Genomic DNA, 23,840 nt, shown 5'->3' on the forward strand with positions numbered 1-23,840 from the left:
ATTTTCGATCGTCTGTTCTGTTGCCTCGCTCTATTCCTTGCAATCGCAGCCGTCCCGGTGCTTCCCGCGCGCGCGGCCGAAACCTGCCCGTTCATCAGCGCCCAGGAGCTCGCCCGCGCGATGCCGGCGCTCAAATGGTCACTGATTTCAAATCAGGACGGCCGCGGCTGCATCTAACAGGGCGGGCGCGGCGACACGATGATGTTGACCGTGTTCCGCAATCCCGACAACGACCGCGCCAGGGAATTGTACGCGACCTTCGTCAAGACGCTTGGTGAGCGCATGCCGCTGAACGCGGTCGCGGGGACCGGCGACGAAGGCCAGGGCGGAACGAGCGCCGCCGGCGCGGAACGCCAGGAAGCCTCGGTCGTCGCCTTGTCCGGCGATTACATTCTGCAGATCAGCGTCTATCCGATCGGCCGGCGTGCCGACGACGCGCTGCTCGGACCGCTCACAGATGCCGCGCGCGTTGCCATCGCCAACGTGAGCAAGAGCAGCGAGCGGTTTGGCAATTGCGAGTGGCTCACGGCCGCCGATGCCGACGGCTTTCTCGACAAGAGCACGCTGACGGTCCAGCGGACCGGCGCCGGCAGCTGCATGATGTTCGATCGCGAGGCCAATACCATGACCGTCGCGGTGATCGCGATGTCGCGCGACACGGTCATCGGCATGATGAAGCGCGCGGGCCCCTGCAAACATTTGACGATACCCGAGCTCGGCAGTGAAGCGTTCGGCGAGCATTCCTGCACCAAGGGCAACGGCAACGCCGTTAACATCTATGTCTGGAAGAACGGCAGGCAGGCTTCGATCCTGTTCGCGCCGGTCAAGCCGCATCCCGAGTCCGGCTCGGTCGAGCGCCTGAGGGCGGTCGCCGGGCGCGTCTATGGAAAACTGTAACGGCGCCGCGTTACATTGCCGGCGCACGCGCCCGTAGCCGTCCTGCGGCTGCGGGACCAGCTTCTCGATCTGACCGGCTAGACGCCGGTCATCTGCCTTTCCTCGTCCGTCCACTCGACGTCGAGCGGCGTCAGCTCCGGCTGAAGCGGCGCGCCCTCCGACATCATGTGGCCGTCGAGCGCGCGCAACAAGGCGGCCGCGAGTGCGGGCTTACGCAGCGGCTTTGCCAAAAAATCCGACATGCCGGCCTCGCGGCAGATCTTGACGTCCTCGGGGAAGGCGTTGGCGGTCAGCGCGACGATCGGCAAGGCTTCGAAACGCCCGCCTTGAGCGCGGATCGCCCGCGTCGCGGCAAGGCCGTCCATGTCCGGCATGCGCACGTCCATCAGCACGACATCGTAATCGCTCTCCGATGCAGCCTCGACCGCCTGGACGCCGTCGGTGACGACGCGCAGCTCGACGTCGAACGCCCCCAACATCTTGGTCACGACCATGCGGTTGACGGCATCGTCCTCGGCCACCAGCACCCTCAGCGGCCGGTCGAGCCCCGCGATCCGCGCCTTGAGCTCGTCGGCTTCATCGCTGCCCGCGGCCTGGTCGAAGGCCTGCGCCTGGCTCCAGGGCAGCACCAGCGTGAAGCGGAAGGTCGAGCCCTCGCCCGGCGTCGAGGTGACGCCGATGGTGCCGCCCATCTGCTCGATGATGCGCCGGGAGATCGCAAGCCCTAGTCCGGTGCCGCCAAAGCGGCGGCTGATCGAGGCGTCGGCCTGCGCGAAGTCGGAGAACAGCTCCCCGAGCTTCTCGGGCGCAATGCCGATGCCGCTGTCGGTCACGGTCCATTCGACGGTCGCAAGCAGATCGCGGCGCGCCTGGCAGGTGGCCTTGATCGTCACCTCGCCTTCGTCGGTGAACTTTACCGCGTTGGAGGCGAGGTTGAGCAGCACCTGCCGGATCCGCGCGACATCACCGCGCAGCGTCGGCGGCAGGTTCGGATCGAGCTCGACCTTGACGGCGAGCCCCTTGCTCTTGGCGCCTGCGCGCACGACGGTCGCAACCGTCTCGACCAGCGCCTGCGGGGCGAAGTCGATCGCCTCGAACGCGAAGCGACCGGCCTCGAGCTTTGACAGATCGAGGATATCGTTGAGGATGCGCTGCAGATTGTCGCCGGACTCGCGGATCGAGGTGACGGCCTCGTGCTGCTCCGGATCGAGCTTGGTTTCCAGCAGCATGCTGGCAAGCCCGAGCACGCCGTTCATGGGCGTGCGGATCTCGTGGCTCATCACCGCGAGGAAGTCGGACTTCGCGCGGCTCTCGGCCTCCGCCTTTTCCGCGCGCCAGCGCTCGGTGACGTCGCGGCCGAAGCCGCGATAGCCGAGGAACTGGCCGTCGCGGTCGTAGGCCGGCTTCGCGGTCAGCGACCACAGCCGCGCCTCGCCGCCGGCGACGACCTTGAGGTTCATCTCGTGCAGCGGCTCGCTCTGCTCCATCAGGCCGACGACGTTGTAGGCTGCGCTCTTGTCGTCGGGACAGAGCATGTCGAGCACGTCGACGAAATGCGAGCCCTTCAGCAGCGGAAGCGGAAGCTGCGCCACTTCGGCGAAGCGTTGGGGCACGTCGACGAGATGCCCTTCGGCGTCGGTCTGCCACAACCAGTCGCTGGCGTTCTCCTGAAAGTCCTTCAGCAGCAGCGAGATGATCTCGGTCTGACGTTCGAGCTCGAGCCGGGCCTTGAGATTGCCGAGGAACAGATTGCCCTGTGAGACGATGTTGCGCGCCATGAAGAACGCGAACAGCAGCAGGAACACCGCGGTCAGCAGATACGGCCCGGTGCCGCACAGGAACAGCGCGCCGGCACAGGCCATCGTCACGGTCGCGAGATAGACGAGGCCCGCGCGCGGGAAGGTCGACAGCGTGACGGCGCCGCCGGACATCATGCCGACCATCAGGCAGGCCAGGATGAGCTGACTGGTCGGCTCGACCCGGCTGAACAGCGCGAGCGGCAGCGTGCCCCAGATCGCCGCGAGGAAGAACGCCTGCCGCAGCATTTGCCGCGCGGCGCGCGGTGACGCTTCCTGCGGCGGGCTTTGATGCGACCGCCGCCACGCGCGCACGGCAAGCGAGGCGGTGACGGCGAGGGTCATGCCCCAGATTGCGAGGAAATCGTTCCAGCCCCTGCCCCAGAACAGGATCAGCACGATGGCGACGTTGAGCATGGTGACGGCCATGGTCACCGGGATCGCGCGCATCACCGCGTCGATCTGCTTGGCGCGGATGCGGCGCAGCTCGCGCTCGCTGAGATCGGCGGTCAGGCCGTCCTCGATCTCGAAGCCGCCGAGCCAGTACAGGAACGCGCCGATCAGGCCGTCGCGCGGCTCAGCTTGCTTCATGGATTTGTCCGGCCATCCCATTCGAAAAACCTTTTCGGTATCAGTGGCCCGAGCCCGGCTTAAGCCGGGTTAATTTTGTGGGAGATTTTGCGGCGTCCTTGACGGGCGCGTTTGCAGTTTGTTCTAACCATGGCCCCTGCCCGGAGCCCCACCAATGCCCATCAGAGTTGCTACCTGGAACGTGAACTCGGTCCGGCAGCGGATCGACCTGCTGTTGACCTGGCTGAAGGAGTGCCAGCCCGACATCGTCTGCCTGCAGGAGATCAAATGCGTCGACGAAGCCTTCCCCCGGCTAGAGATCGAGGCGCTCGGCTACAACGTGGTCACCCACGGTCAGAAGACCTTCAACGGCGTCGCTTTGCTCTCGAAGCTCCGCTTCGACGAGACCAAGTCGGGCCTCGCCGGCGACGACGAGGATACCCATGCCCGTTTCCTCGAGGGCGTGGTCACGCTCAAGCACGGCGTGCTGCGCATCGCCTGCCTCTATCTGCCCAATGGCAATCCGGTCGGGACCGAGAAATATCCTTACAAGCTCAAATGGATGTCGCGGCTTCTTGAGTATTCGAGGGAGCGCCTCAAGGCCGAGGAGCCGCTGATCCTCGCAGGCGACTTCAACGTTATCCCGCATGCCCGCGACGTCCATAATCCCGCCGCCTGGACCGAGGACGCCCTGTTCAAGGCCGAGACGCGGGAGAGCTTTCAGTCCCTGCTGGGCCTCGGCCTCACCGACGCGCTGCGCGCGGTCACCGACGAGCCCGGGCTCTACACCTTCTGGGACTACCAGGCCGGCGCCTGGCAGAAGAACCATGGCTTGAGGATCGACCATCTGCTGCTGTCGCCGCAGGCCAGCGACCGGCTCGCCAATGTCGGCATCGACAGCTATGTGCGGGCTTGGGAGAAGCCGTCGGACCACGTGCCGGTATGGGCGGATCTGGATCTGGAGGCGGCTTGAGCCGATGCCTGGAGGTGCTGGATGGCGCCGGCGGACTGCGCTTTGCGCAGCCGCGGGCTAACCTACCCGGCGGGGGTACCTACTACCGGCGGCCCTGAACGCCCTGCACCCACTGTTCCAGCATTTGCAGGCACATGGCGCGGTCGTCGTCCGAGGCCTTGGCGAAAGCGCGATTGTAGCTTTCCTTGATCCAGGTTTCCTCGATACCGGCGCTGTCACGCGCCAGCGTCAGCCACATCAGGCCGCGCGCGGCCTGCCGCGGCAGGCGGTCGCCATTGAACAGCATCTGGCCGAGCAGCGCCTGCGCCTCGTGCTGGCCCTTCTGAGCGGCAAGGCCAAGCCAGCGCGCGCCATAGCGGAAATCCTCGCGTGAAGCGTCCGGAGTCTTCAGATACAGCCGGGCGAGATCGTACTGCGCATCCGCATTGCCGAAATAGGAGGCCGCATAGGAGAACATCTCCCGCGCCCGGTCCGGATCCGACTTGATCTTCGAGTTCGGGATACCGCTCAGATAGTAGCGGCCGAGCGCGACGAAGGCGTTGGCCACGACCTGCGCCTGCGGCGCCGACGGGCTGTCCTCGGCATGCGCATTGGCGATGCGGCTGAAATATTCGAAGGCGCGCACATCGTCCTGGGCGACGCCGTCGCCATCGGCATACATGCGGCCAAGCTTGAACTGAGCGCCGGGATGACCGCCTTCGGCGGCATATTGCAGGGCGCTGAGCGAGGTTTCCTGGGGCGTGGTCGCCGGTGCCGCCACCTTGCTGCGCACGGCACCCGCGGCGCCCGGCAAGGTGGTCACGACCGGGAGGGCCGCATCCTTGCTGGCCGAGCCGTCAAAGGCGAGCGCCGGCGCGGCCAGCGCACCGACCCCCAACACAAACGCAACTATGGCACGCCTAGATGTCCGCATAGCACTGTTTCTCGTGCGCGCCGCCCGGATGGGTTACTGCCCCACCGACCGCTGGTCCAACCTGCTGAGCATACTTCCAGAGCGCACCCGACGTGTGGTTAGTCGCGCGAGCGCTCCATTTGGTCTTGCGCTGGGCGAGCTCTTGGTCGCTCAATTTTACGTTAAGGGTACCTACGACGGCGTCGATCTCGATGATGTCGCCATCCTCGAGCAGCCCGATCGGGCCGCCGATGGCGGCTTCCGGCCCGACATGGCCGATGCAGAAGCCGCGGGTGGCGCCGGAGAAGCGGCCGTCGGTGATGAGCGCGATCTTGCCGCCCATGCCCTGGCCGGTCAGCGCTGCGGTGGTCTGAAGCATTTCCCGCATGCCGGGACCGCCCTTGGGGCCCTCGTAGCGGATCACGATGACCTCGCCTTCGCGGTAGGTGCGGTTCTGGACGGCCTCAAAGGCGTCCTCTTCCCGGTCGAAGCATCGCGCCGGACCGGTGAACCTTAGGTTAGACATTCCCGCGACTTTCACGATCGCACCTTCTGGCGCCAAATTGCCCTTCAGACCGACCACACCACCGGTGACGGTGATCGGCTTGTCTGCCGGGTGCACCACATCCTGGTGCGGATTCCACTTAACGCTTTTGAGGTTTTCGGCGATCGTTCGACCGGTGACCGTAATGCAGTCACCGTGGAGAAATCCGTTGTCGAGCAGCGTCTTCATCAGAAGCGGTATGCCACCTACTTCAAACATGTCTTTGGCGACATAACGGCCACCCGGCTTCAAATCCGCGACATATGGTGTCTTTTTGAAGATTTCGGCGACGTCGAACAGGTCGAACTTAATGCCGCACTCATGCGCGATTGCCGGCAGGTGCAGTGCAGCATTGGTCGAGCCACCGGACGCCGCGACCACAGCGGCGGCGTTCTCAAGCGCCTTCCGTGTCACGATGTCGCGCGGCCGGAGGTTGGAGGCGATCAGGTCCATGACCTTCTCGCCCGCGGTCATGCAGAAAGCGTCGCGGATTTCATACGGTGCCGGGGCGCCGGCCGAGTACGGCAGCGCCAGGCCAATCGCCTCGGAGACAGTCGCCATGGTGTTGGCGGTGAACTGTGCGCCGCAGGCGCCCGCCGAGGGGCACGCCACGCGCTCGATCTCGTCGAGGTCCTCGTCCGACATGGCGCCGACCGAGTGCTTGCCGACCGCCTCGAACATGTCCTGGACGGTGACCTGCTGGCCGCGGAAATTGCCGGGCAGGATCGAGCCGCCGTAGATGAAGATCGAGGGCACGTTGAGACGGACCATCGCCATCATCATGCCCGGCAGCGACTTGTCGCAACCGGCAAGGCCCACGAGCGCATCATAGGCGTGGCCGCGCACGGTCAGCTCGACGGAATCGGCGATGCACTCGCGCGACGGCAGCGACGAGCGCATGCCGTCATGGCCCATGGCGATGCCGTCGGTGACGGTGATGGTGCAGAATTCACGGGGGGTGCCGCCGGCCGACGCGACGCCCTTCTTCACCGCCTGCGCCTGGCGCATCAGGGAGATGTTACAGGGGGCGGCCTCGTTCCAGCAGGAGGCGACGCCGACGAAGGGCTGGTGGATCTGCTCGGTGGTCAGACCCATGGCGTAGAAGTAGGACCGGTGCGGCGCGCGCGTCGGGCCTTCCGTCACGTGACGGCTCGGCAGCCTCTGCTTGATGTCGGTCTTTGCGTCCATCGCAAACCAGTTTCCCCGGCCAACCCTTTCAGACCCGAAAAATCAGAGCCAAGATTTGAATCGACCTTGGGATTTTCCGTCCTTCGAAGACCGCCGATGCCCTTCAAACTTTAGAGCGATTTTATTCATGTTCGGGTGTGGCTAAAAAGCGGCGCTGATGCGAACGGACGGAGATAAGGGTTTAATCCAAGATGAGTGTTGCAGAGACAGCACAATCGTTACCGGGAAGACACGGGTTGGCTTACCGCGATACCCTCGTGAATATGACAATCCACAACTTTAGATTTCAACTCTGCTACGGAACACCAAAACGCGGGTCTCGGGAACGGAGCGTGCCTCACCTGAGTCGCGGCGGCCCGCAGTACCAACACCGTCATCCTGAGGCGGGACTGATGAGCGCCAAGCGCCCAGCTCAATCCGTCAGGTCGAGCCGCATGAACTGGTTGTGCGGGCTTGCCTCATAGTCGGCGAACGGCGCGCAGGAGACAAAACCGGCGCTGCGGTAGAGCGAGATGGCGGGCGCGTGCAGGGCTGCCGTGCCGGTCTCCAGGCTGAGGTGCACGTAACCCCGCCTGCGGGCTTCGGCGATGATATGACTCAGCAGTGCGCGCCCTACCCCGGTGCCCCGTGCAGCGGGAGCGGCACGCATCGACTTCACCTCGCCATGCGTATGATCCAGCTCCTTCAGCGCACCGAACCCGAGCAGGACATCGTCCTGCCAAGCCGTCCAGAAGGTCACGGTGGCAGCCGAAAGGCCGGTGGCATCGAGAGCGAAGGCGCGCTCGGCCATGACGCTGCGCAGCTCCTCGAGATGATGTGCCAACAAGTCGGCGACATAGGGCGCCGTCGGATCGTCTCGTCGGATCTCCACCTCATCCCCCTGCTGTCGCACGCGTGCCACCGTTTAAGCACAGGTGACACGCCCGCGGCATAGCCATGATCGGTGCTATTCCCAAGTCAGCGCACCACCATTCTGGTATTCGATGACGCGGGTCTCGAAGAAGTTCTTCTCCTTCTTCAGGTCCATTGCCTCGGACATCCACGGGAATGGGTTCTCGACCTCGGCGAACACCGGAGCGAGCCCGATCTGCGCACAGCGGCGGTTGGCGATGAAGTGCATGTACTGCTCGCAGAGCGCGGCATTCAGCCCAAGGAAGCCGCGCGGCATCGTATCGCGTCCGTAGGCGGCCTCCAGCTCGGCTGCGTCGCGGATCATGCCGCGAATCTCGTCCTGGAACGCCGCCGTCCACAGATGCGGGTTCTCGATCTTGATCTGGTTGATCACGTCGATGCCGAAGTTGAGATGGATGCTCTCGTCGCGCAGGATGTATTGATACTGCTCGGCGATGCCGACCATCTTGTTGCGGCGGCCGAGCGACAGGATCTGCGCGAAGCCGGTGTAGAACCACATCCCCTCGAACACGACATAGAAGGCGACGAGATCGCGCAGGAAGGCGCGGTCGCTATCCGGCGTCCCCGTCTGGAACGACGGATCGTCCAGGTGCTGCGTGTGCTTGAGCGCCCAGGCCGCCTTGTCCGTGATCGACGGCACCTCGCGGTACATGTTGAACAGCTCGCCTTCGTCGAGGCCGAGGCTTTCCACGATATACTGGAAGGTGTGGGTGTGCACCGCCTCCTCGAAGGCCTGCCGAAGGAGGTACTGCCGGCACTCCGGATTGGTGAGGTGTCGGTAGATCGCCAGCACGATGTTGTTGGCGACGAGCGATTCAGAGGCTGCGAAGAAGCCGAGATTGCGCTTGATCGCGCGCCGCTCGTCCTCGGTCAGCCCGTCCCGCGACTTCCATAGCGCGATGTCGGCCTGCATCGAGACTTCGGTCGGCATCCAGTGATTGTTGCAGCCTGAGAGATACTTCTCCCAGGCCCATTTGTACTTCAGCGGAAGCAGCTGGTTGACGTCGGCGCGGCAGTTGATCATCCGCTTCTCGTCGACCGAGACGCGGCCGCCGGCGCGATCGATCGCGCCTAAGCCGGTCGGGTCGGCCGGCTCGAGCTTGAGCTGGGTCTGCGGACGCAGTGCGGTGGCGAGACTTGAGACGGCAGGAGCGGCCGCTGTGGTTTCGGTATCGGACCAGTCGAGCATCGTCATCTCCTCACTGGCACGCTTCGCATTCGGGATCGTCGATCCGGCAGGCCTTGATGCCGTCGAGGTCCGGCACCGCAGAGGTCGGTATCATGATCGGCGCGTGCGACACCGCCACAGACGCGGACACCGCATTGAGCTTTCCATCGGTGCCCTTCAACGTCGATTTCTCGACATGCGTGGCGCTGCGCGAGCGCAAATAGTAGGTCGTCTTCAAGCCGCGCCGCCAGGCCAGCCGGTAGAGCGCATCGAGCTTCTTGCCGGAGGGATTGGCGATGTAGATGTTGAGCGACTGCGACTGGTCGATCCATTTCTGCCGGCGCGCGGCCGCCTCGATCAGCCAGGCGCTGTCGATCTCGAAGGCGGTGGCGTAGAGCGCCTTCAGATCGTCAGGAACGCGGTCGATCTGGCCGACGCTGCCGTCGAAATATTTGAGGTCGGAGACCATCACCTCGTCCCAAAGCCCCCTCGCCTTGAGGTCGCGCACCAGGAACTCGTTCACGACCGTGAAGTCGCCGGACATGTTCGATTTCACGAACAGGTTCTGATAGTTCGGCTCGATCGACTGCGAGACGCCGCAGATGTTGGAGATCGTCGCCGTTGGCGCGATCGCCATGACGTTCGAGTTGCGCATGCCGCTGGACGTGACCTTCTTGCGGAGGCGATCCCAGTCGAGTGTTGCGGAGCGATCAACGTCGAGACCACCGCGCGCGTCGGCGAGAAGCTGGATGGAGTCGAGCGGCAAGACGCCCTTCGACCACAGCGAGCCCTCGAAGCTCGGATAGCGTCCGCGCTCCGCGGCAAGATCGGACGACGCTTCGATCGCGTGGAACGAGATTGCCTCCATGCTGGTGTCGGCGAACGTCACGGCCGCGTCGGACGCGGTCGGAATGCGCTGGATCTGAAGCGCTTCCTGAAATCCCATCAGGCCGAGACCGACGGGTCGATGACGCATGTTGGAGCGACGCGCTTCGGGGATCGTGTAGAAATTGATGTCGATGACGTTGTCGAGCATCCGTACTGCTGTCGTCACCGTCCGCTTCAGCTTGGCCTGGTCGACACCATCAGGCCCGACATGGTTGAGCATGTTGACGGAGCCGAGATTGCAGACCGCGACCTCGTCGCCCGAGGTGTTCAGCGTGATCTCGGTGCAGAGGTTCGAGGAATGGATCACGCCCGCGTGGCGTTGCGGCGAACGCAGATTGCAGGGGTCCTTGAAGGTGATCCAGGGATGACCGGTCTCGAACAGCATCGTCAACATGCGACGCCAGAGGTCGCTCGCGCGCACGGTCTTGAAGACGCGCATGCCGCCGGCTTTCGCCTTGGTCTCATAGGCCTCGTAAGCCGTCTTGAACGCCTCGCCGTAGAGACCGTGCAAATCGGGCGTCTCGTCCGGCGAAAACAGCGTCCATTCGCCGTCGATATCGACGCGCTGCATGAACAGGTCCGGCACCCAATTGGCGGTGTTCATGTCGTGGGTGCGGCGGCGGTCGTCGCCGGTGTTCTTGCGCAGGTCAAGGAACTCCTCGATGTCGACGTGCCAGGTTTCCAGATAGGCGCAGACGGCGCCCTTGCGCTTGCCGCCCTGGTTGACGGCAATCGCGGTATCGTTGGCGACCTTCAGGAATGGAATAATGCCCTGGCTCTCGCCGTTGGTGCCCTTGATGTGGGCGCCGAGGCCGCGAACCGGCGTCCAGTCGTTGCCGAGACCGCCGGAATATTTTGCCAGCAGTGCGTTGTCCTTGATCGACTTGAAGATGCCGTCGAGGTCGTCCGAGACTGTTGTGAGAAAACAGGACGACAATTGCGGACGCAGCGTACCCGAATTGAACAGCGTCGGCGTCGAGGCCATGAAGTCGAACGATGACAGCAGATCGTAGAACTCGATCGCCTTGGCCTCTCGGTCGATCTCGCGCACCGCAAGACCCATCGCGACGCGCATGAAGAAAGCTTGCGGCAGTTCGATCCGCTTGCCGCGGACGTGCAGGAAGTAGCGGTCGTACAGCGTCTGGAGGCCGAGGAACTGGAAGTTCAGGTCGCGCTCGGGCTTGAGTGCAGCCGCGATCCGGCCGAGGTCGAAGCGGGCCAGTTCAGGATCGAGCAGTTCGGCAGCGATGCCGGTCTTCACGTAGGCCGGGTAATATTCGGCATAGCGCACAGCCATATCGGCCTGCGAGGCGAAGGTCGGCCCGGCATGGACATAGGACAGCACCTCGCCGCGGAGCTTGTCCAGCAGCAGGCGCGCACTGACATAAGCATAATTCGGCTCCTGCTCGACCAGCGTGCGTGCGGCCATGATCGAGGCCAGCGCCAGTTCGTCCTGGCTGATGCCGTCGTAGAGATTGCGGGTGGTCTCGGTGAGCACGGGTGCCGCGGAGACGCCGTCGAGACCGGCGCAGGCTTCGCCGATAATCAGCGCAAGCCGCTTGGTGTCGAGACCAACGCGCGAACCGTCGGCGAGCGTGACATGAAGTGCCGGCGCGACAGCGGGCGTCGCTTCCGCGGCCGCCTCCTCGGCGCGCTGGCGCGACCGCTCCTCGCGGTACAGCACATAGGCGCGTGCGACCTTGTGGTGCTCGCTCCGCATCAAGGCGAGCTCGACCTGGTCCTGCACATCCTCGATATGGAAGGTGCGTCCCTCGCCTGCCCGCCGCATCAACGCAGCGACGACTTCGGCCGTCAGCTGCTCCACGCTCTCATGGACGCGGCGCGAGGCGACCGCACTGGTGCCTTCGACCGCAAGAAACGCCTTGGTCATGGCGACCGCGATCTTCGCGGAATCGAACGGCGAGACCTTGCCGTTGCGACGGATGATCTGCATGGCCGGCTCGCTCGAAGCAGGCGCAAGCGATTGTGGACGCAAATGAACGATGGGTGCGGAAGCGGTGTCCGCGTCGTGCAGGTTGAGTGACATCAAAGGGCCCCGTGATGCGCGCGTTGTGTTTGAACGGGGCTGTAAGGAAGGACGCTGCAGAAACGCCGGCGGCAGAGTTGCCGGGCGGTGCGTGCAAGCGACCGCCGGACACCCCGCCCGTGGACGTTCAGATCGTCGCGGCAGGTCTCCTGGCTCGCAGGTCGTCGCCCACTTCCCGTCTTCCCGGCGCGAAACGCACCAGTGACGATTGTTCGGAAGCAGCTCGCTGCTGACAGTTGCGGGGGCAGCGCCGGAATTCCGCGCTCTCGCGCGGTTCACCGGCTTCCCTCTTAGCCACTAAATCTTGCGATCCAGCGGAACCGTGACGCCCACATGTGGTGACATATGCAGCCGGGTGTCAACGATTCGTTGCGGCCGGAAGCGGTGTTCCCTGTGGAATGCGGGAGTTCCCGCCTGGCTCGCGCAACCCTTGGGATGACGCACATCCAGCATTACGCGTTCCGCATCGCGCGCCCGAACGGATCGACCAGGCGGACGATCTCGCAGGCGGCGACGAGGCCGGCGAGCCAGACGGCGCTGGTCAGCCCGATGCGCGTCACGATGGCCGCAGTGAACGCGCCCTCTCCGCCAAGGAACGGCGTCGCGGCAAGCAGCGCGAGCTCATAGGCGGCGTAGGCGGCGACGAGCGCGATGGCCAGCATCAGCGGCGTGCGGCCCTGCGGCAGCAGGCGGAGAACGGTCGATGCCGCTGCCGTCGACAGCAACGCGGCAGCACCGATGACAAAGCCCCAGGCGATGGTGCTGCCATCGATGGGATAGTGCAGCACGCCAAAGCCGATGGTCTGGTTCACGAGCCAGGCGCCGGTGACGACGAGCAGCGCCGGACGCATCGGCAGCATCGCGGCGGCGACGACGGCGAACGCCGCAAACGGCGTCGCGCAGGCAAGCGCGAAGCTCGCGAGCGCGCATGACACCGTCAGCAGTGCAAAGCAGAACATCGGCGCGAGGCGCGACGCGACCGGATGAAGGCGGAAACGGTCGGCGTGGGGCGGCAGGATGGTGACAGTCATGGAACGATCTCCTTGCGGGATTTGTAGCACATTTTTGCTGAAACGCGGCATCACGTCTGACTCAGTGAAGAGCCTCCATGGGATCTTCAGTCTCGGCTGGATCGCGCCGGTCGTAGGCGGCAAGCCAGGCGGCGAGTGCCGCCGTGTGCGGCTCCTTGGCCGCCAATTGGCGCAAGGCCACGCGAACGGTGGCGCGCGCTGTGCGATCGGGCGGAAGCGTCGCCATCTCAGGTCCCCGCCCCTTCGCGACCGCGTCGACCACGGCCCTCTTGCACACCGTTAGCTCCGGCAGCCCATAGAGCTCGAGCAGCGCCTGGAAGGCTGCGTGATGATCCGGCCGAAAAGCGCGCTTGCGGCCGAGCTGATCGCGGAGCGGATGGGCCGGATAGAGATGCGCGCAGGGGATCCACCCCTCAGGCAGCGGCTCGGTGGCGGCATGGGTGCGGCGATGCGCGAGCAGCTTTGGCAGGACGTGGGTGTGCGGGCCGTCAGGGCTTCGCCCACCCGGCGGCGGGATCGGCTGGAATACCTCGGCGCGCCCGATGCGGCTGATGAAGACGCGGTGCGGATTGGCGGCCAGAATGATCCGCATGGCGTCGCTTTCGGGCGCGAACACGGATTGGCCCGTGCGGCTCCTGAGCGCGGCGACGGCATCGGCATCGCTGACGCGGATGCAGGCGTCGATCTGCAACGTTCCGAGACCAAGGTCGAACAGGATGCCGCTGCGATCCCTCGTCAGGAGCGCCTCGACATCCGGACCGAGCTCGGTCAGCACGGTACGACCACTCATGGCGCTGGCTTCATGCGGAAGACACAGCGCGATGCGGTGGCTCCAGCTCTCCGTGGTCGGCGATTCCGATGCGATCAGGCGCAGATCCGGGTGGGAGACAACGCGTATCCCACCCTTCTGCGTCACGGCGCTGATCCCGTTGCGAGACTGCTCCATATCGAGGGCCTCACCGGGCTCGCGTGTGAACTCGGCAATGGCACCGAACGTGCCGACGCTCCAGCCGGCCTCAGCGTCGGCAAGCTGGCTTGCGATCAGGTCCATGAGCGGATCGGCCGTCGTCATGAGGCTTCTCTCTCTCTCTCTCTCTCTCTCTCTCTCTCTCTCTCTCGCTATCTGACGTCGTAATTCGCCAGCCGAATGCCGCCATAGACGCCCAGTCCCGGCTGCAGAAAGCCGGTCGGATTTTGATAGTGCACATTGGCGAGATTATCGACCCGGCCAAACACCTTCACCTGGTCGGTGACCAGATATTCGGCCGCCACATTGACGACGGTGTAGGCCGGAGCCAGCAGACGCGGAATGCTGAAGTCGCGGTTGCCATCGACGAAACTCCCGACGTGCAACACGGTTGCGGACAATGTGAGCGGGTCGATCGGATTCCAGATGACATTTGCGCTCCACTTCTCCTTCGGACGCCTCAGCAGCTCCAGTCCCGCCGTTGCATCCACTGCGCGGGTAAAAGTGTAGTCGGCACGAACGCGAAGCCGGTCGGTGATCGCAGCCGCGACGAAGCTCTCCGTGCCCTCCGTGATCGCCTTGCCGATATTGGTGCTGGTGCTCGTGAACGTCACGGGATCGAACGTGCTCTGGATCAGGTCGGTAATGTTGTTACGGAAGTAGGTCGACCCGAAGCGGACACGATCGCCAAACAAGGGTTGCTCGAAGCCGGCGTCGTATCCGACGCTTTCCTCGGGCCTGAGGTTGGGATTTGCAAAGAAGAAGAACGCGGGAAAGCTGACGTAAAGCTGGTTGAGCGTCGGCGCCTTGAACCCCGTGCCGTAGCTTCCCTTGAACTTCGTATCCGTGACCGGCACGATCACGGCAGACGCCAGACGAAAGGTCGGATGCTCTCCAAACCGCTCGTTGTCGTCCTGCCGGACATTGGCCGTGAAGAAGATGCGATCCCGGAACTGGGACTGCAGCTCCATATATCCGGCCTTGTTGACGTTTTGCGCCGAAACCGTCGCCGTTTGCAGTGTTTCGGTCTCATGCTCCGCGCCAATGATGACATTGTTGTTGGGCGCGAGCTGGGTCGTGGTGTGCCAATCATACTTGACGCGGTCGCCGGTCGTGATCGTGGCCATCGCGTCGCCGGGCGAGATGTTGTAGTTCCAGTGATTGGTGTAGTTGACGCCGAAATAGCTTTTCATCCGGTCGTCGAGAGCGGACCAGACCGCCTCCCCGCGCGTGAAGAGCTGGTGCACCGTCTGCGTGCTTTGCGCGGCCGCGGGAAAGCTCGCGGATGTGACGGGATCGAAGGTGTCTCCGGTAAAGCGCAGGGTGGCGTCGGTGTACCGCGCCACGCTATTGAGCGTCAGGTTTTCGCTCAATTCGACGCCAAGCTTCGTCGAATAGGTCATGTTGTCGTAATAGTTGCCGATCGCCTTCTGCCCCGGCGGCAGCAATTCGACCGGCGTCACCGGCACGTCGTTCGCGTGGAAATGCGCGACGTTGAAGGCATAGTTGAAGTGGTCCTGTGAACCGCTCAGACCTGCAGTTTGATTGAACGTTCCGAACGAGCCTCCCTCGACCGAGCCGGTGGCGCGGGCGGGACCGTCGCCCTTCTTCGTCACGATGGAGATCACGCCACCCAGCGCGTCTGCGCCGTAGAGACCGCCCTGCGGACCGCGCAGGACTTCGATCTGCTGAATGTCGGAGGTGAGCAACTGGCCGAAATCAAACGAACGGTTCGGGTTGCTGGGATCGCTGACATCGATGCCGTCGATCAGGACCTTGGTGTGGTTGGAATTCGTTCCGCGCATGAAGATCGACGTCTGTCCACCCGGACCGCCGGTCTGCACGAGGTTCAGGCCAGGAACCGCGCTCAGCGCATCGGGTGCGGTCCGGCGCTGATCGCGCTCCATGTCTCTGGCGGTCAGAACCGTCACCGAGCTCGCAACCAGATTGGTCGGAGTGACAACGCCCGTCGGACTGACGACGACCGTCGGAAACAGGTTGGCCGCGGATACCCCGGCAACCGGGGGCGACGCCGGCACCAGCTCGGGCTTCGGCAGCCGAGCGACGCGCCGCTGCTCGGGCTGGTCGGGCGCAGGCCGCGCGGCTCGCGGCTTGGCCGCACGCTCGGTCGGCGCGACCTCGACCGGCGGCAGCAGATCGGGCGATGCCGACTGCTGGGCCTGGGCAATGGACAGATCGAGCGAATACAGGGAAACGAACGCGACAACGCCGGCGCGGAAGCGCCTGGCGGCAAAGACAATACGGGACACTCTTGTAACCTCGGTATGACGTCAGTGGCACGTCACAGCGAACGAGGTTTCACGGCGGAGCGTTCGATTGCTCCGGTGAAGCTAATGTCTGTACTCCCCGACCGACATCTTCGCGTGTGACCACGGCTGACGGCAGGTCTCCTGGCTCGCGGGTCGTTACCTTACGTCGCCTTCCCAGGACCGAGATTCCCAGTGGCATATGACGAAAGATTCGCCGCTTACAGTTGCGGGGGCAGCCGTGGCGTTGAGAATATCCCGGTATCGGGAAAACCTCGCACCACGTTCCCTTTTGATCTCCGTGAGGAGAACCGTCACCAGCCAATCTACGGGGCGGGCAAGCGAAGAGTCAATCGGCCGGTTGCATCACGGTCAGAGCGCCGCACCGGAGATTGAGCCGGCGCAATCAGGCCGGCTCCCGCTCCGAACGCGTCCTGATCATCGCCCGCTCGCCGGCATCGACGAGCTGGCCGATGCCGGTGCGGCCTGTGAGCGCGCAGCGGATGATGTTCTCGGCAACGGACCTGCGAAAGCAATGGTCCTCGCCGACCGGGCGATTGCGGCAGACCCGATCCAGCGCCAGCTTCATGTTGATCCGGGTGCGGGTGTCGAAATGCTCGCTGATCATTCGCAGGGCCTCGATGCGTTGATGTCGGAGCGGAAACGCGTCGGCGTAGGCCGGGTTCCAAAAAACGGACCGCGCAAGGCGTTGCGCAGAGCCGACTACGCCCGATCTCTTGGTCCTGTGACGGGCGGGCTACGCCCGCCCTCTTGGCCGCTGGGCCTGAGCCCAGGCCGCGGTGACGTCGCGCAGCGGAGCGTCGATGCGCCGGATCGGGGTCAGTTCACCGGAGGCCGAGATGATGGCGATCTCCTCGCGGCGACAGCGCGGGCATACGAAGCGGACCTCGTGCGGCGACGCCGACCAGCTCGAACGTTTGACGTTGGCCGCCATCGGCCATGCATCGCAATGCGAGCACGACACCAGGAACCGACCGGGATCGAGCATACCCATTCCATAGGACTCCGCGTCCTGCCTGCCCCTTCAATGACTAACCCATGTGAATCGTTCCGGTGCCCGAGCACCGTCTGCTCCTCAGCTTCAGGCAGCGCCGCCGCTCAGTGCGCGCCCTTGAGGGTGCATGACGTGGTGCAGGTGACGGTGTTGCCGTGGTCGCACGCCTTGCAGGCGGCAACGCACTGGTTCATGTCGCGGGGATTGTAGGACGTGTAGCTCCGCATCGCACAGACCGGGGTCGAGCCGGTGATGTCCTGCTCCTGGTTGCAGGCGGCCGTCATGAGCGCGAAGATGAGGACTGCGAGAAGGCGCATGGGATTGCCCTGGTGAGGAGCGGCAAAGCGACGTCAGCGAGATGCGCTGCACCGCAACGGACCTCGGCATTCCCAATGCGAGCAATCATGATCGCGACGCTCGCATCCCGAAGGATGCGCGCCAAACATTAAGAACGGATTGCAGGTGGCGTCAGGCCGCGGCCTTGGTCGCGATCGCCTTCCGCATATCCACCGCCAGCTGACGGTACTGCTCCGAGAGTCTCAGATAGAACTCGCGCTTGGTGCTGTCGGTGGCGAGCTTGGCAATCAGCTCGCATTCGGCGGTGAGCGTCTCGAACCGTTCCAGCCTGTCATGAAGTTCTGTCATCGGCGTGTCCCCATCAAACGCCACAAGGGACGTCAAACCTAAGCCTGAGAAATAGGTCACGGCGAACATCGTTATCGAGTAGAAACGTTTTTTCCAGCAAGGGCGGTGCAAGCCCGGCAAGGACGGCTATTTCTGCTCCAGCCGCCAGGCGCCGTCCCAATTGGCGTCCGGCGGATTGGCTTCGAACTGCGCGATGCGGCCGAGCAGCGTGCGCGAGGGACCGTCGCCGGGCACGGCTTCGAGCGCTGCATTGAACGCGGCGCGAGCCTCGTCGAAGCGCTGCGCGCGGTAGGCGGCGAGGCCTTCGGCGTAGCGTGCGCGCAGGCTCTCCTGCGGGACGCTGAGCCCGTGCGCCTTGCTCATCACCTCGAAAATGGCCTGCGATGCGCTTTGGCCGGCCACCGCCAGACGATCGATCTCGCGCAGCTCGAGGTTCGAGCCGATCGCGTCCGCCGTGGCCTGCGCGATCAGGATCCGCGTGCCGTAGATCTTGTTGACCAGTTCGAGCCGCGAAGCGAGGTTCACGGCATCGCCCATCACGGTGAAGCTCATCATCAGCTCGGAGCCGATGCTGCCGGTCAGGACCTCGCCGGTGGCAATCCCGATGCGCAGATCGCAAGGGCCTGGCATGGCGCGGATGCCGAGCAGGTCAGGCAATTGCTTCTGCAACGCCGGCACCTCATCGGCCATGTCGATGGCGGCGTAGCAGGCGAACAGCGCCGGCTCGTCCTCCTCAATGAAGGGAGGGCCCCAATAGGCCATGATGGCATCGCCGATATATTTATCGATGACGCCGCGATGGCTCCGGATCGGCGCGGACATCACCGTGAAATAGTGGTTCATCACCTTGACGAGGCCACGCGGGGTCATGCCCTCGCTCATCGAGGTGAAGCCGCTCATGTCGGAGAACATGATCGTCATCACCCGGCGCTGGCCGTCGATGGCGACCTCCGGGCGGTCGATCAGCCCCTGCGCCACCTTGGGATCGATATAGCGGCCAAAGGTCTCACGGATCCGCTCGTTGTGCCGCAGCTGCTCGATCATGCGATTGAAGGCGGCGGCGAGTTCGCCGATCTCGTCCTGGGTCGAGACCGTGATGGTCTTGTCGAAGCGACCCGCCTCGACCTCGCGGGTGCCGGCGAGCAACAGCCGCACCGGTCGCGTGATGCCACTGGAGACGAGGAGCGCGAAAGCAAATCCGACCACCGCCGCGAGGATGGTGACGATGCCCGAAATGATCATCGCCTGGCGCTGGCGACCGATCACTGTCGCCGTACTGGCGAAGACCTGCTTCAGCATGTCGGCGCGGATCGCGTCGATCTTCTGGTTGAACTGGTCGCGTATGGTGTCGAGATGCTCAAGGGTCCCGCGCGCCTCCGTCATCTGCTTGCCTTCGACCTGCTTGAGGAGTTTTGCGTGGTCCTCATTCATGTCGTGACGCAGCTCGGTGAGAGCGGTTTCGATGCGGGTCTCGATCCGCGCCAGCCCGGCATTGTCGGAAGGCGTCCTCTTGTCGTCGATGATCGCGTTGATGTGCGTGCGCGCGGCCTCGCCTTCCTCGTCGATCTTCCGATCGGCCTCCTCGAATTCGCGCAGGCGCGCCGCATAGGCCTCCTCCTCCGAGGGTGCCTGCATCTTCATCATGACCATCCGCCGCAGCGCCACCGAGCGCTCCAGCGAGCGGATGTTGGCGCGCGCCAGATGGCCGTAGGCCGGAATGTAGCGATCGGTCAGCTCGTCGAGCAGGACGCCGACCTGGCTCGACATCACCATCGAAAGAATCGCGGTGACCAGCATCAGGACGATCAATCCGAGGGCGATCCCGACGATCTTGCGCCTGATCGACTGGTTGAAAAGTGGCATGAGCGGTGGGGGTAAGAGCTGAAAGGACCGGTTGGGAACTCAATACACCGGTTTTGGCGGCGGGAACACGCGCAATCTGGCCCGTGCGACGCCCCTGACCGTGCGCAACCGTCGCGCGAGCCCTATTCGTTAACAAAGGTTGAAGGCATTGCCCTTTCCGCCATTTCGGAAGTTCCCGAGTTCCCATCGGTATTTTGCCGCATTGTTGAAGGAGCGTGAGGACTGCGAAACGATGTCGTGGCATCGTTTTGGGTGTCGTCTTTGATTCTCAAGCCGCATGTCGTCGCGGACCTTGGTTTGTAGTGGTTTCGCAGGGGGACCATCGAATGAACCAGTGCCTACGCTCGCTCGCGTGTGTCGTTGCCGTGGCCGCATTGGCCCTTCTTCCTGCCGAGCTGGCAGCGAAGAGCAGTCACAAATCGTCGGCGTCAAAGAAAACGCATGAGACGAAAGCCGGCGGCAAGCAGCGCCATGTTGCGGTCAAGTCGCGCCATGGCAAGCACGCCGAGGCCAAGCGCAAGTCGAAGAAGGACGACGAGCCCTCGGACAAGCCGGCGCCGCCGCCGCTCACCGGCGACCTAGCCGCGCTGAAGGACGCCATCGATCTCGCGCGCAAGGGCAAGACCGACGATGCGAGCGCCGCGCGCGACCGCATTGCCGATCCGGCCGGACAGAAGCTCGCCGACTGGTTCATGCTCCGCCATTCCGAGAGCACGGCACCTTTCAAGCGCTATGCCGCCTTCCTCGCCGCCAATCCGGACTGGCCGAGCAGCGCCCTGCTCCGCCGCCGCGCCGAAGCGCGGCTGTGGCAGGAGAAGAGCGACGCGGCGGCCGTGCACAAGTTCACGATGGACCGGCCGACCAGCGCCAAGGGCAAGTTCGCGCTCGCCCGCGTGCTCCTGGGTGAAGGCGACAATGACAGGGCTACGCGCCTGGTGCGCGAGGCCTGGCGCACGGACGAATTGTCCGAGCGCAGCGAGGAGGATTCCTACGAGGCGTTCCGCGATCTCCTGACCGCTGACGATCATCGCGCCCGCATGGACAAGCGCCTCGGCGCCAAGGACTACGCCGGTGCAAGGCGCGCGGCCAAGCGGATCGGCGAAGACGCGCTCGCGATCGTCAAGGCCTGCTCGGCCGTCACCGGCAAGGCCAACAAGGCCAAGGATTATCTTGAGGACGTCTCGACCGAAGCACGCCGCGATCTCGGCTATGTCCTGTGCCGCGCGCAGTGGCATCTCCAGAACGACCGCATCGACGACGCTGCCGAGGTGATCCTGGCCGCCGCGCCCGACACGATGGCGGCCCAGGACACCGATGCCTGGTGGCGCGAGCGGCGCCTGCTCGCGCGAAAGCTTCTCGACCAGGGCAAGTTCAAGACCGCCTACGACGTGGTGCGCGCGGCGGCGGTGCCCGTGATGGAAGTCTATCGCGTCGACTACCACTTCATGTGCGGCTGGATTGCGCTGCGCTATCTCAACGATCCCAAGGCGGCCATGGTGCATTTCGCCGCGATCGACGAAGGCTCGGCCAATCCGATCGCGCTGTCGCGTGCGCATTACTGGCGCGGCCGCGCGGCCGAGGCGATGGGGGCGACGGCGGATGCCCGCATGAGCTATCAGGCGGCGGCGCGCTATCCGACCGCCTATTACGGCCAGCTCGCACGCGCCAGGCTCGGCGTCGACGGGATCGAGCTGCGCCCGCCCTCGCCCGTGCTGGCCGCGGCCGACACGCAGCCCGCGGACGAGCGCGTCCGCGCCGCCGAGATGCTCTACGGCATCGGCGAGCGCGACATGGTGTTCTATTACGCCGAGGATTTTGCCAAGGAGAGCACCGACGTCGCAGCCCTGGAAGCGCTCGGCGAGCTCGCCGGCCGGCGCAACGATGCGCGCGTGATGCTGGAGGTCGGCAAGTCGGCGCTGGCCCGCGGGCTTGCGCTCGACCATTACGCCTTCCCGACCATCGGCATTCCCGAGCACAAGCAGGTCGCGCCCGCGATCGAGACCAGCGTGATCTATTCGGTGGCGCGCACCGAAAGCTCGTTCGACCAGCGCGACAAGTCACCCGCCAACGCGGTCGGCCTCATGCAGGTGACGCCGGAGGCGGGCCGCGATACCGCAAAGCGCTTTGGCCTGACCTATGACTGGGACAGGATGGTGTCCGATCCCGTCTACAACACGCAGATGGGCGCGGCCGAGCTCAGCGCGCTGCTGTCGGAATATCGCGGCGACCAGATCATGACCTTCGCGGGCTACAATGCCGGCCGCGGCCGGGTGCGCGAATGGGTGCAGGCGCGCGGCGACCCGCGCGACCCCAAGGTCGATCCGGTCGACTGGGTCGAGCGCATCCCGCTGTCGGAGACACGCAACTACGTCCAGCGCGTGATGGAGAATGTGCTGGTCTACCGCGCCCGGTTCGAGGGCAGCGGCACGGCCACGGCGAAGTCCGAGCAACGCGTCACGACGCACGAAGTCAGCGCGGCACCCACGGCAGCGGCCGCAGCCGCCGCGCCCTAGCTTCGCAACGCCGGGGCTGGACGCGGCGCGAAGCTGGATGCAGTGACTGCGGCCGCCGACTCTGCGCGGCCCGCATCGTTAGGCTAGCCGTCACCTCCTTCCGTGGTCAGAAGGTTCGTGCGCGCGCAGAAATGCTTCCGTCAGCGCGCCCGAGAGCGCGCCGAATTGCATCATCCAACTCCAGCTCGAAATGGCCGCCAACACCGTAACCATCTCGAGCGAACTGCGGTAAGGCCAGAGCGCTTCCATGCTCGTCTGCTGATATCTGCGGTAGCAATCATACTCGCAGTACTGCCGTTGCGTGGACACATGCCGGACGTAGCTCGAGCCCAGCGGCCGGGCGCACGCGCTGCAGGAGACGCCATGATGCGGTTGGTCCTGGTTGACGAGCATGAATTTCAACGTTCTGTCCTCCCCTGCCAGCAGTCGCATCGGCCGATGCGCCTCGCCCACCCGTCAGCTCAAGACGCCGCTTGCGCTCGCCTCTCGATCAACGGCGCCGCTTCATGATGGAGCGCGTAACACTCGTAGCCGCAATAGGGCAGCAGCGTCTTCGCGTCGCGCAGATAGCCGCCGCTGATCTCCTCGCAGCACCATAGACAGAATGTCTTGCGGAAAGGGGTCCTGCCGTTCACCAATATGAATCTCACGTGGCACCTCCCAACGCGAAGCAGTAGACCGTGTCGACAAGAGAGGCGGACGGCGGCGGCGCGCAAAGATGGTTGCGGCCGTCGGGATTGTCCCTGTTTCGCTCGACCTTCTGGGATGGAATGAGGATGTACTTCCCGTCTTCCCGGCGCCGCGCGTAGATCCGGCCGTCGACGTATCGCACCTCGGTCGGGTAGCAATCCGCACTGTTGCAGCAGCTGAGCACAGGATTATCGGGCATGTGCCAGCTGGAATAGAACTTCTCGTGCAGGAGCTGATCCTGGAGCGGATGATGACGATGTGCACCATCCTGTCCGAGCTCGTCGGCCTTCACCCCCGTTACCAACGGAAGCGGCAGCGCGATCATCAAGAGGAGCTTGCAAGCACGGTTCAGCACGCAGCCTCCGGTTCAGAATTGCCGAATGGAGCCGATCGAAGGGCTAATCCTCATGCCGCCTGAAATCGAAACAACCATCGGCGGTCGCGTTCGCGGCGCGCCCTGAAGCGATCGAGACATTTTCTGGAGCACAGCGGCGCTCGCCACGAATAATATCGGATCAGGCCAAACTTGCCGCTACAGACAGCGCAGGCCTTTGCAGCAGGGCCACGCTCGGAGTGTTCAGGCGTATCGCACATCATGCTCTCCTCCCGGCTCTCATGGTCGTGGCTTCGCGCGTACGCTGACGCCCGACCATCCACGCTCGTTACTGAAATGCGGCCTCTCAATCGCGACCAGCCAAGCGTGCGGCAGGTCGGGCAATGGACGCGGAGCTATCAGCAGCACATCGAGCCAATCGCCGGCTTGTGGCCTTGCACATCGCGTCCCTTCGATGGTTGTGAGACTAGTCCGCATGCAACGGACGACTCAATTGTACGGAGGTAAATGTGCGCTATGACTTGGGATGCGCGAGCTATACGTAGGTTTGTCCCGTAGTTTTCCGGGCCTTCGCCGCACCTTCGCAACGAGACGGCGCAAGGCCGGAAGGCTGCACGGCTGCCGCGAGTTTCGGCGCGAA

At 64.4% G+C, this 23,840-nt stretch carries 20 protein-coding genes and 2 riboswitches; of the genes, 3 read left to right on the forward strand and 17 right to left on the reverse strand.

Annotated elements, in window-relative coordinates:
* Positions 1–198: 198 nt before the first annotated feature.
* Positions 199–897: a hypothetical protein gene (locus AC0L3X_RS05345; RefSeq protein WP_473316292.1), complete on the forward strand. Its 699-nt coding sequence runs from the start codon at positions 199–201 to the stop codon at positions 895–897.
* Positions 898–974: 77 nt separating this feature from the next.
* On the opposite strand, the gene AC0L3X_RS05350 is transcribed toward AC0L3X_RS05345, so the two are convergent.
* Positions 975–3,305 (reverse strand): hybrid sensor histidine kinase/response regulator, encoded by a 2,331-nt coding sequence (locus tag AC0L3X_RS05350; protein WP_063983105.1) that lies wholly within the window; start codon positions 3,303–3,305, stop codon positions 975–977.
* Between the two features lie 133 nt (positions 3,306–3,438).
* Here AC0L3X_RS05350 and xth point away from each other — a divergent pair, with 133 nt between their 5' ends.
* Positions 3,439–4,236, forward strand: coding sequence for an exodeoxyribonuclease III (gene xth / locus AC0L3X_RS05355; protein ID WP_354131576.1), 798 nt, complete (start codon positions 3,439–3,441; stop codon positions 4,234–4,236).
* Between the two features lie 82 nt (positions 4,237–4,318).
* Here xth and AC0L3X_RS05360 read toward each other — a convergent pair whose 3' ends face one another.
* The 13 genes from AC0L3X_RS05360 to AC0L3X_RS05420 form a co-directional block, all read right to left on the reverse strand.
* The gene (locus AC0L3X_RS05360) at positions 4,319–5,149 is read right to left on the reverse strand and encodes a tetratricopeptide repeat protein (protein WP_071913596.1); all 831 of its coding nucleotides are present in this window, start codon (positions 5,147–5,149) and stop codon (positions 4,319–4,321) included.
* A complete protein-coding gene (gene ilvD, locus AC0L3X_RS05365; protein WP_247305303.1) occupies positions 5,136–6,860 on the reverse strand; it encodes a dihydroxy-acid dehydratase in 1,725 nt (574 codons plus the stop codon). The genes AC0L3X_RS05360 and ilvD overlap by 14 nt, the downstream gene beginning before the upstream one ends.
* A 412-nt stretch (positions 6,861–7,272) precedes the next feature.
* A complete protein-coding gene (locus AC0L3X_RS05370) occupies positions 7,273–7,731 on the reverse strand; it encodes a GNAT family N-acetyltransferase (protein WP_071913592.1) in 459 nt (152 codons plus the stop codon).
* Between the two features lie 75 nt (positions 7,732–7,806).
* Positions 7,807–8,961: a ribonucleotide-diphosphate reductase subunit beta gene (locus tag AC0L3X_RS05375; RefSeq protein ID WP_063986348.1), complete on the reverse strand. Its 1,155-nt coding sequence runs from the start codon at positions 8,959–8,961 to the stop codon at positions 7,807–7,809.
* Between the two features lie 10 nt (positions 8,962–8,971).
* A complete protein-coding gene (locus AC0L3X_RS05380; protein ID WP_354123724.1) occupies positions 8,972–11,875 on the reverse strand; it encodes a ribonucleoside-diphosphate reductase subunit alpha in 2,904 nt (967 codons plus the stop codon).
* 122 nt (positions 11,876–11,997) lie between these two features.
* A riboswitch (cobalamin riboswitch) is annotated at positions 11,998–12,215 on the reverse strand.
* A 112-nt stretch (positions 12,216–12,327) separates the two neighbouring features.
* Positions 12,328–12,906, reverse strand: coding sequence for a hypothetical protein (locus AC0L3X_RS05385; protein ID WP_063983095.1), 579 nt, complete (start codon positions 12,904–12,906; stop codon positions 12,328–12,330).
* A gap of 61 nt (positions 12,907–12,967) precedes the next feature.
* Positions 12,968–13,978, reverse strand: coding sequence for a DUF6925 family protein (locus tag AC0L3X_RS05390; RefSeq protein ID WP_354123723.1), 1,011 nt, complete (start codon positions 13,976–13,978; stop codon positions 12,968–12,970).
* A 47-nt stretch (positions 13,979–14,025) separates the two neighbouring features.
* On the reverse strand, positions 14,026–16,143 hold the full coding sequence (locus AC0L3X_RS05395; protein WP_473316293.1) for a TonB-dependent receptor plug domain-containing protein: 2,118 nt from the start codon (positions 16,141–16,143) through the stop codon (positions 14,026–14,028).
* Positions 16,144–16,257: 114 nt separating this feature from the next.
* Positions 16,258–16,471: riboswitch (cobalamin riboswitch) on the reverse strand.
* 75 nt (positions 16,472–16,546) lie between these two features.
* Positions 16,547–16,768 carry a hypothetical protein gene (locus tag AC0L3X_RS05400; RefSeq protein ID WP_063986347.1) on the reverse strand — a complete coding sequence of 74 codons (222 nt, stop codon included), beginning with the start codon at positions 16,766–16,768 and terminating at the stop codon, positions 16,547–16,549.
* A gap of 129 nt (positions 16,769–16,897) precedes the next feature.
* A complete protein-coding gene (locus AC0L3X_RS05405; RefSeq protein WP_354123721.1) occupies positions 16,898–17,155 on the reverse strand; it encodes a hypothetical protein in 258 nt (85 codons plus the stop codon).
* 104 nt (positions 17,156–17,259) lie between these two features.
* On the reverse strand, positions 17,260–17,472 hold the full coding sequence (locus tag AC0L3X_RS05410) for a hypothetical protein (RefSeq protein WP_354123720.1): 213 nt from the start codon (positions 17,470–17,472) through the stop codon (positions 17,260–17,262).
* Positions 17,473–17,623: 151 nt separating this feature from the next.
* Positions 17,624–17,800 (reverse strand): hypothetical protein, encoded by a 177-nt coding sequence (locus AC0L3X_RS05415; protein WP_166341944.1) that lies wholly within the window; start codon positions 17,798–17,800, stop codon positions 17,624–17,626.
* A gap of 126 nt (positions 17,801–17,926) precedes the next feature.
* Positions 17,927–19,663, reverse strand: coding sequence for an adenylate/guanylate cyclase domain-containing protein (locus AC0L3X_RS05420; protein WP_354123719.1), 1,737 nt, complete (start codon positions 19,661–19,663; stop codon positions 17,927–17,929).
* 326 nt (positions 19,664–19,989) lie between these two features.
* Here AC0L3X_RS05420 and AC0L3X_RS05425 point away from each other — a divergent pair, with 326 nt between their 5' ends.
* Positions 19,990–22,176, forward strand: a complete 2,187-nt coding sequence (locus AC0L3X_RS05425; RefSeq protein WP_354123718.1) for a lytic transglycosylase domain-containing protein — start codon at positions 19,990–19,992, stop codon at positions 22,174–22,176.
* A 90-nt stretch (positions 22,177–22,266) separates the two neighbouring features.
* Here AC0L3X_RS05425 and AC0L3X_RS05430 read toward each other — a convergent pair whose 3' ends face one another.
* From AC0L3X_RS05430 to AC0L3X_RS05440, 3 genes are all read right to left on the reverse strand, one after another.
* Positions 22,267–22,569 carry a hypothetical protein gene (locus tag AC0L3X_RS05430; RefSeq protein WP_193560865.1) on the reverse strand — a complete coding sequence of 101 codons (303 nt, stop codon included), beginning with the start codon at positions 22,567–22,569 and terminating at the stop codon, positions 22,267–22,269.
* 68 nt (positions 22,570–22,637) lie between these two features.
* Positions 22,638–22,826, reverse strand: coding sequence for a hypothetical protein (locus AC0L3X_RS05435; RefSeq protein ID WP_084795121.1), 189 nt, complete (start codon positions 22,824–22,826; stop codon positions 22,638–22,640).
* On the reverse strand, positions 22,823–23,221 hold the full coding sequence (locus tag AC0L3X_RS05440) for a hypothetical protein (RefSeq protein WP_014495024.1): 399 nt from the start codon (positions 23,219–23,221) through the stop codon (positions 22,823–22,825). The genes AC0L3X_RS05435 and AC0L3X_RS05440 overlap by 4 nt, the downstream gene beginning before the upstream one ends.
* Positions 23,222–23,840: the final 619 nt, after the last annotated feature.

Source organism: Bradyrhizobium sp. MI1.7 (assembly GCF_055811795.1).

Excerpts from the sequence above, each read along its gene's own strand:
- xth (WP_354131576.1), top strand. The coding sequence starts at position 3,439 with ATGCCCATCAGAGTTGCTACCTGGAACGTGAACTCGGTCCGGCAGCGG.
- AC0L3X_RS05380 (WP_354123724.1), bottom strand. The coding sequence starts at position 11,875 with ATGTCACTCAACCTGCACGACGCGGACACCGCTTCCGCACCCATCGTT.
- AC0L3X_RS05360 (WP_071913596.1), bottom strand. The coding sequence starts at position 5,149 with ATGCGGACATCTAGGCGTGCCATAGTTGCGTTTGTGTTGGGGGTCGGT.
- AC0L3X_RS05400 (WP_063986347.1), bottom strand. The coding sequence starts at position 16,768 with ATGATCAGCGAGCATTTCGACACCCGCACCCGGATCAACATGAAGCTG.
- AC0L3X_RS05390 (WP_354123723.1), bottom strand. The coding sequence starts at position 13,978 with ATGACGACGGCCGATCCGCTCATGGACCTGATCGCAAGCCAGCTTGCC.
- AC0L3X_RS05405 (WP_354123721.1), bottom strand. The coding sequence starts at position 17,155 with ATGGGTATGCTCGATCCCGGTCGGTTCCTGGTGTCGTGCTCGCATTGC.
- AC0L3X_RS05385 (WP_063983095.1), bottom strand. The coding sequence starts at position 12,906 with ATGACTGTCACCATCCTGCCGCCCCACGCCGACCGTTTCCGCCTTCAT.
- AC0L3X_RS05410 (WP_354123720.1), bottom strand. The coding sequence starts at position 17,472 with ATGCGCCTTCTCGCAGTCCTCATCTTCGCGCTCATGACGGCCGCCTGC.
- AC0L3X_RS05345 (WP_473316292.1), top strand. The coding sequence starts at position 199 with ATGATGTTGACCGTGTTCCGCAATCCCGACAACGACCGCGCCAGGGAA.
- AC0L3X_RS05375 (WP_063986348.1), bottom strand. The coding sequence starts at position 8,961 with ATGCTCGACTGGTCCGATACCGAAACCACAGCGGCCGCTCCTGCCGTC.
- AC0L3X_RS05415 (WP_166341944.1), bottom strand. The coding sequence starts at position 17,800 with ATGACAGAACTTCATGACAGGCTGGAACGGTTCGAGACGCTCACCGCC.
- AC0L3X_RS05420 (WP_354123719.1), bottom strand. The coding sequence starts at position 19,663 with ATGCCACTTTTCAACCAGTCGATCAGGCGCAAGATCGTCGGGATCGCC.
- ilvD (WP_247305303.1), bottom strand. The coding sequence starts at position 6,860 with ATGGACGCAAAGACCGACATCAAGCAGAGGCTGCCGAGCCGTCACGTG.
- AC0L3X_RS05430 (WP_193560865.1), bottom strand. The coding sequence starts at position 22,569 with ATGCTCGTCAACCAGGACCAACCGCATCATGGCGTCTCCTGCAGCGCG.
- AC0L3X_RS05350 (WP_063983105.1), bottom strand. The coding sequence starts at position 3,305 with ATGGGATGGCCGGACAAATCCATGAAGCAAGCTGAGCCGCGCGACGGC.
- AC0L3X_RS05425 (WP_354123718.1), top strand. The coding sequence starts at position 19,990 with ATGAACCAGTGCCTACGCTCGCTCGCGTGTGTCGTTGCCGTGGCCGCA.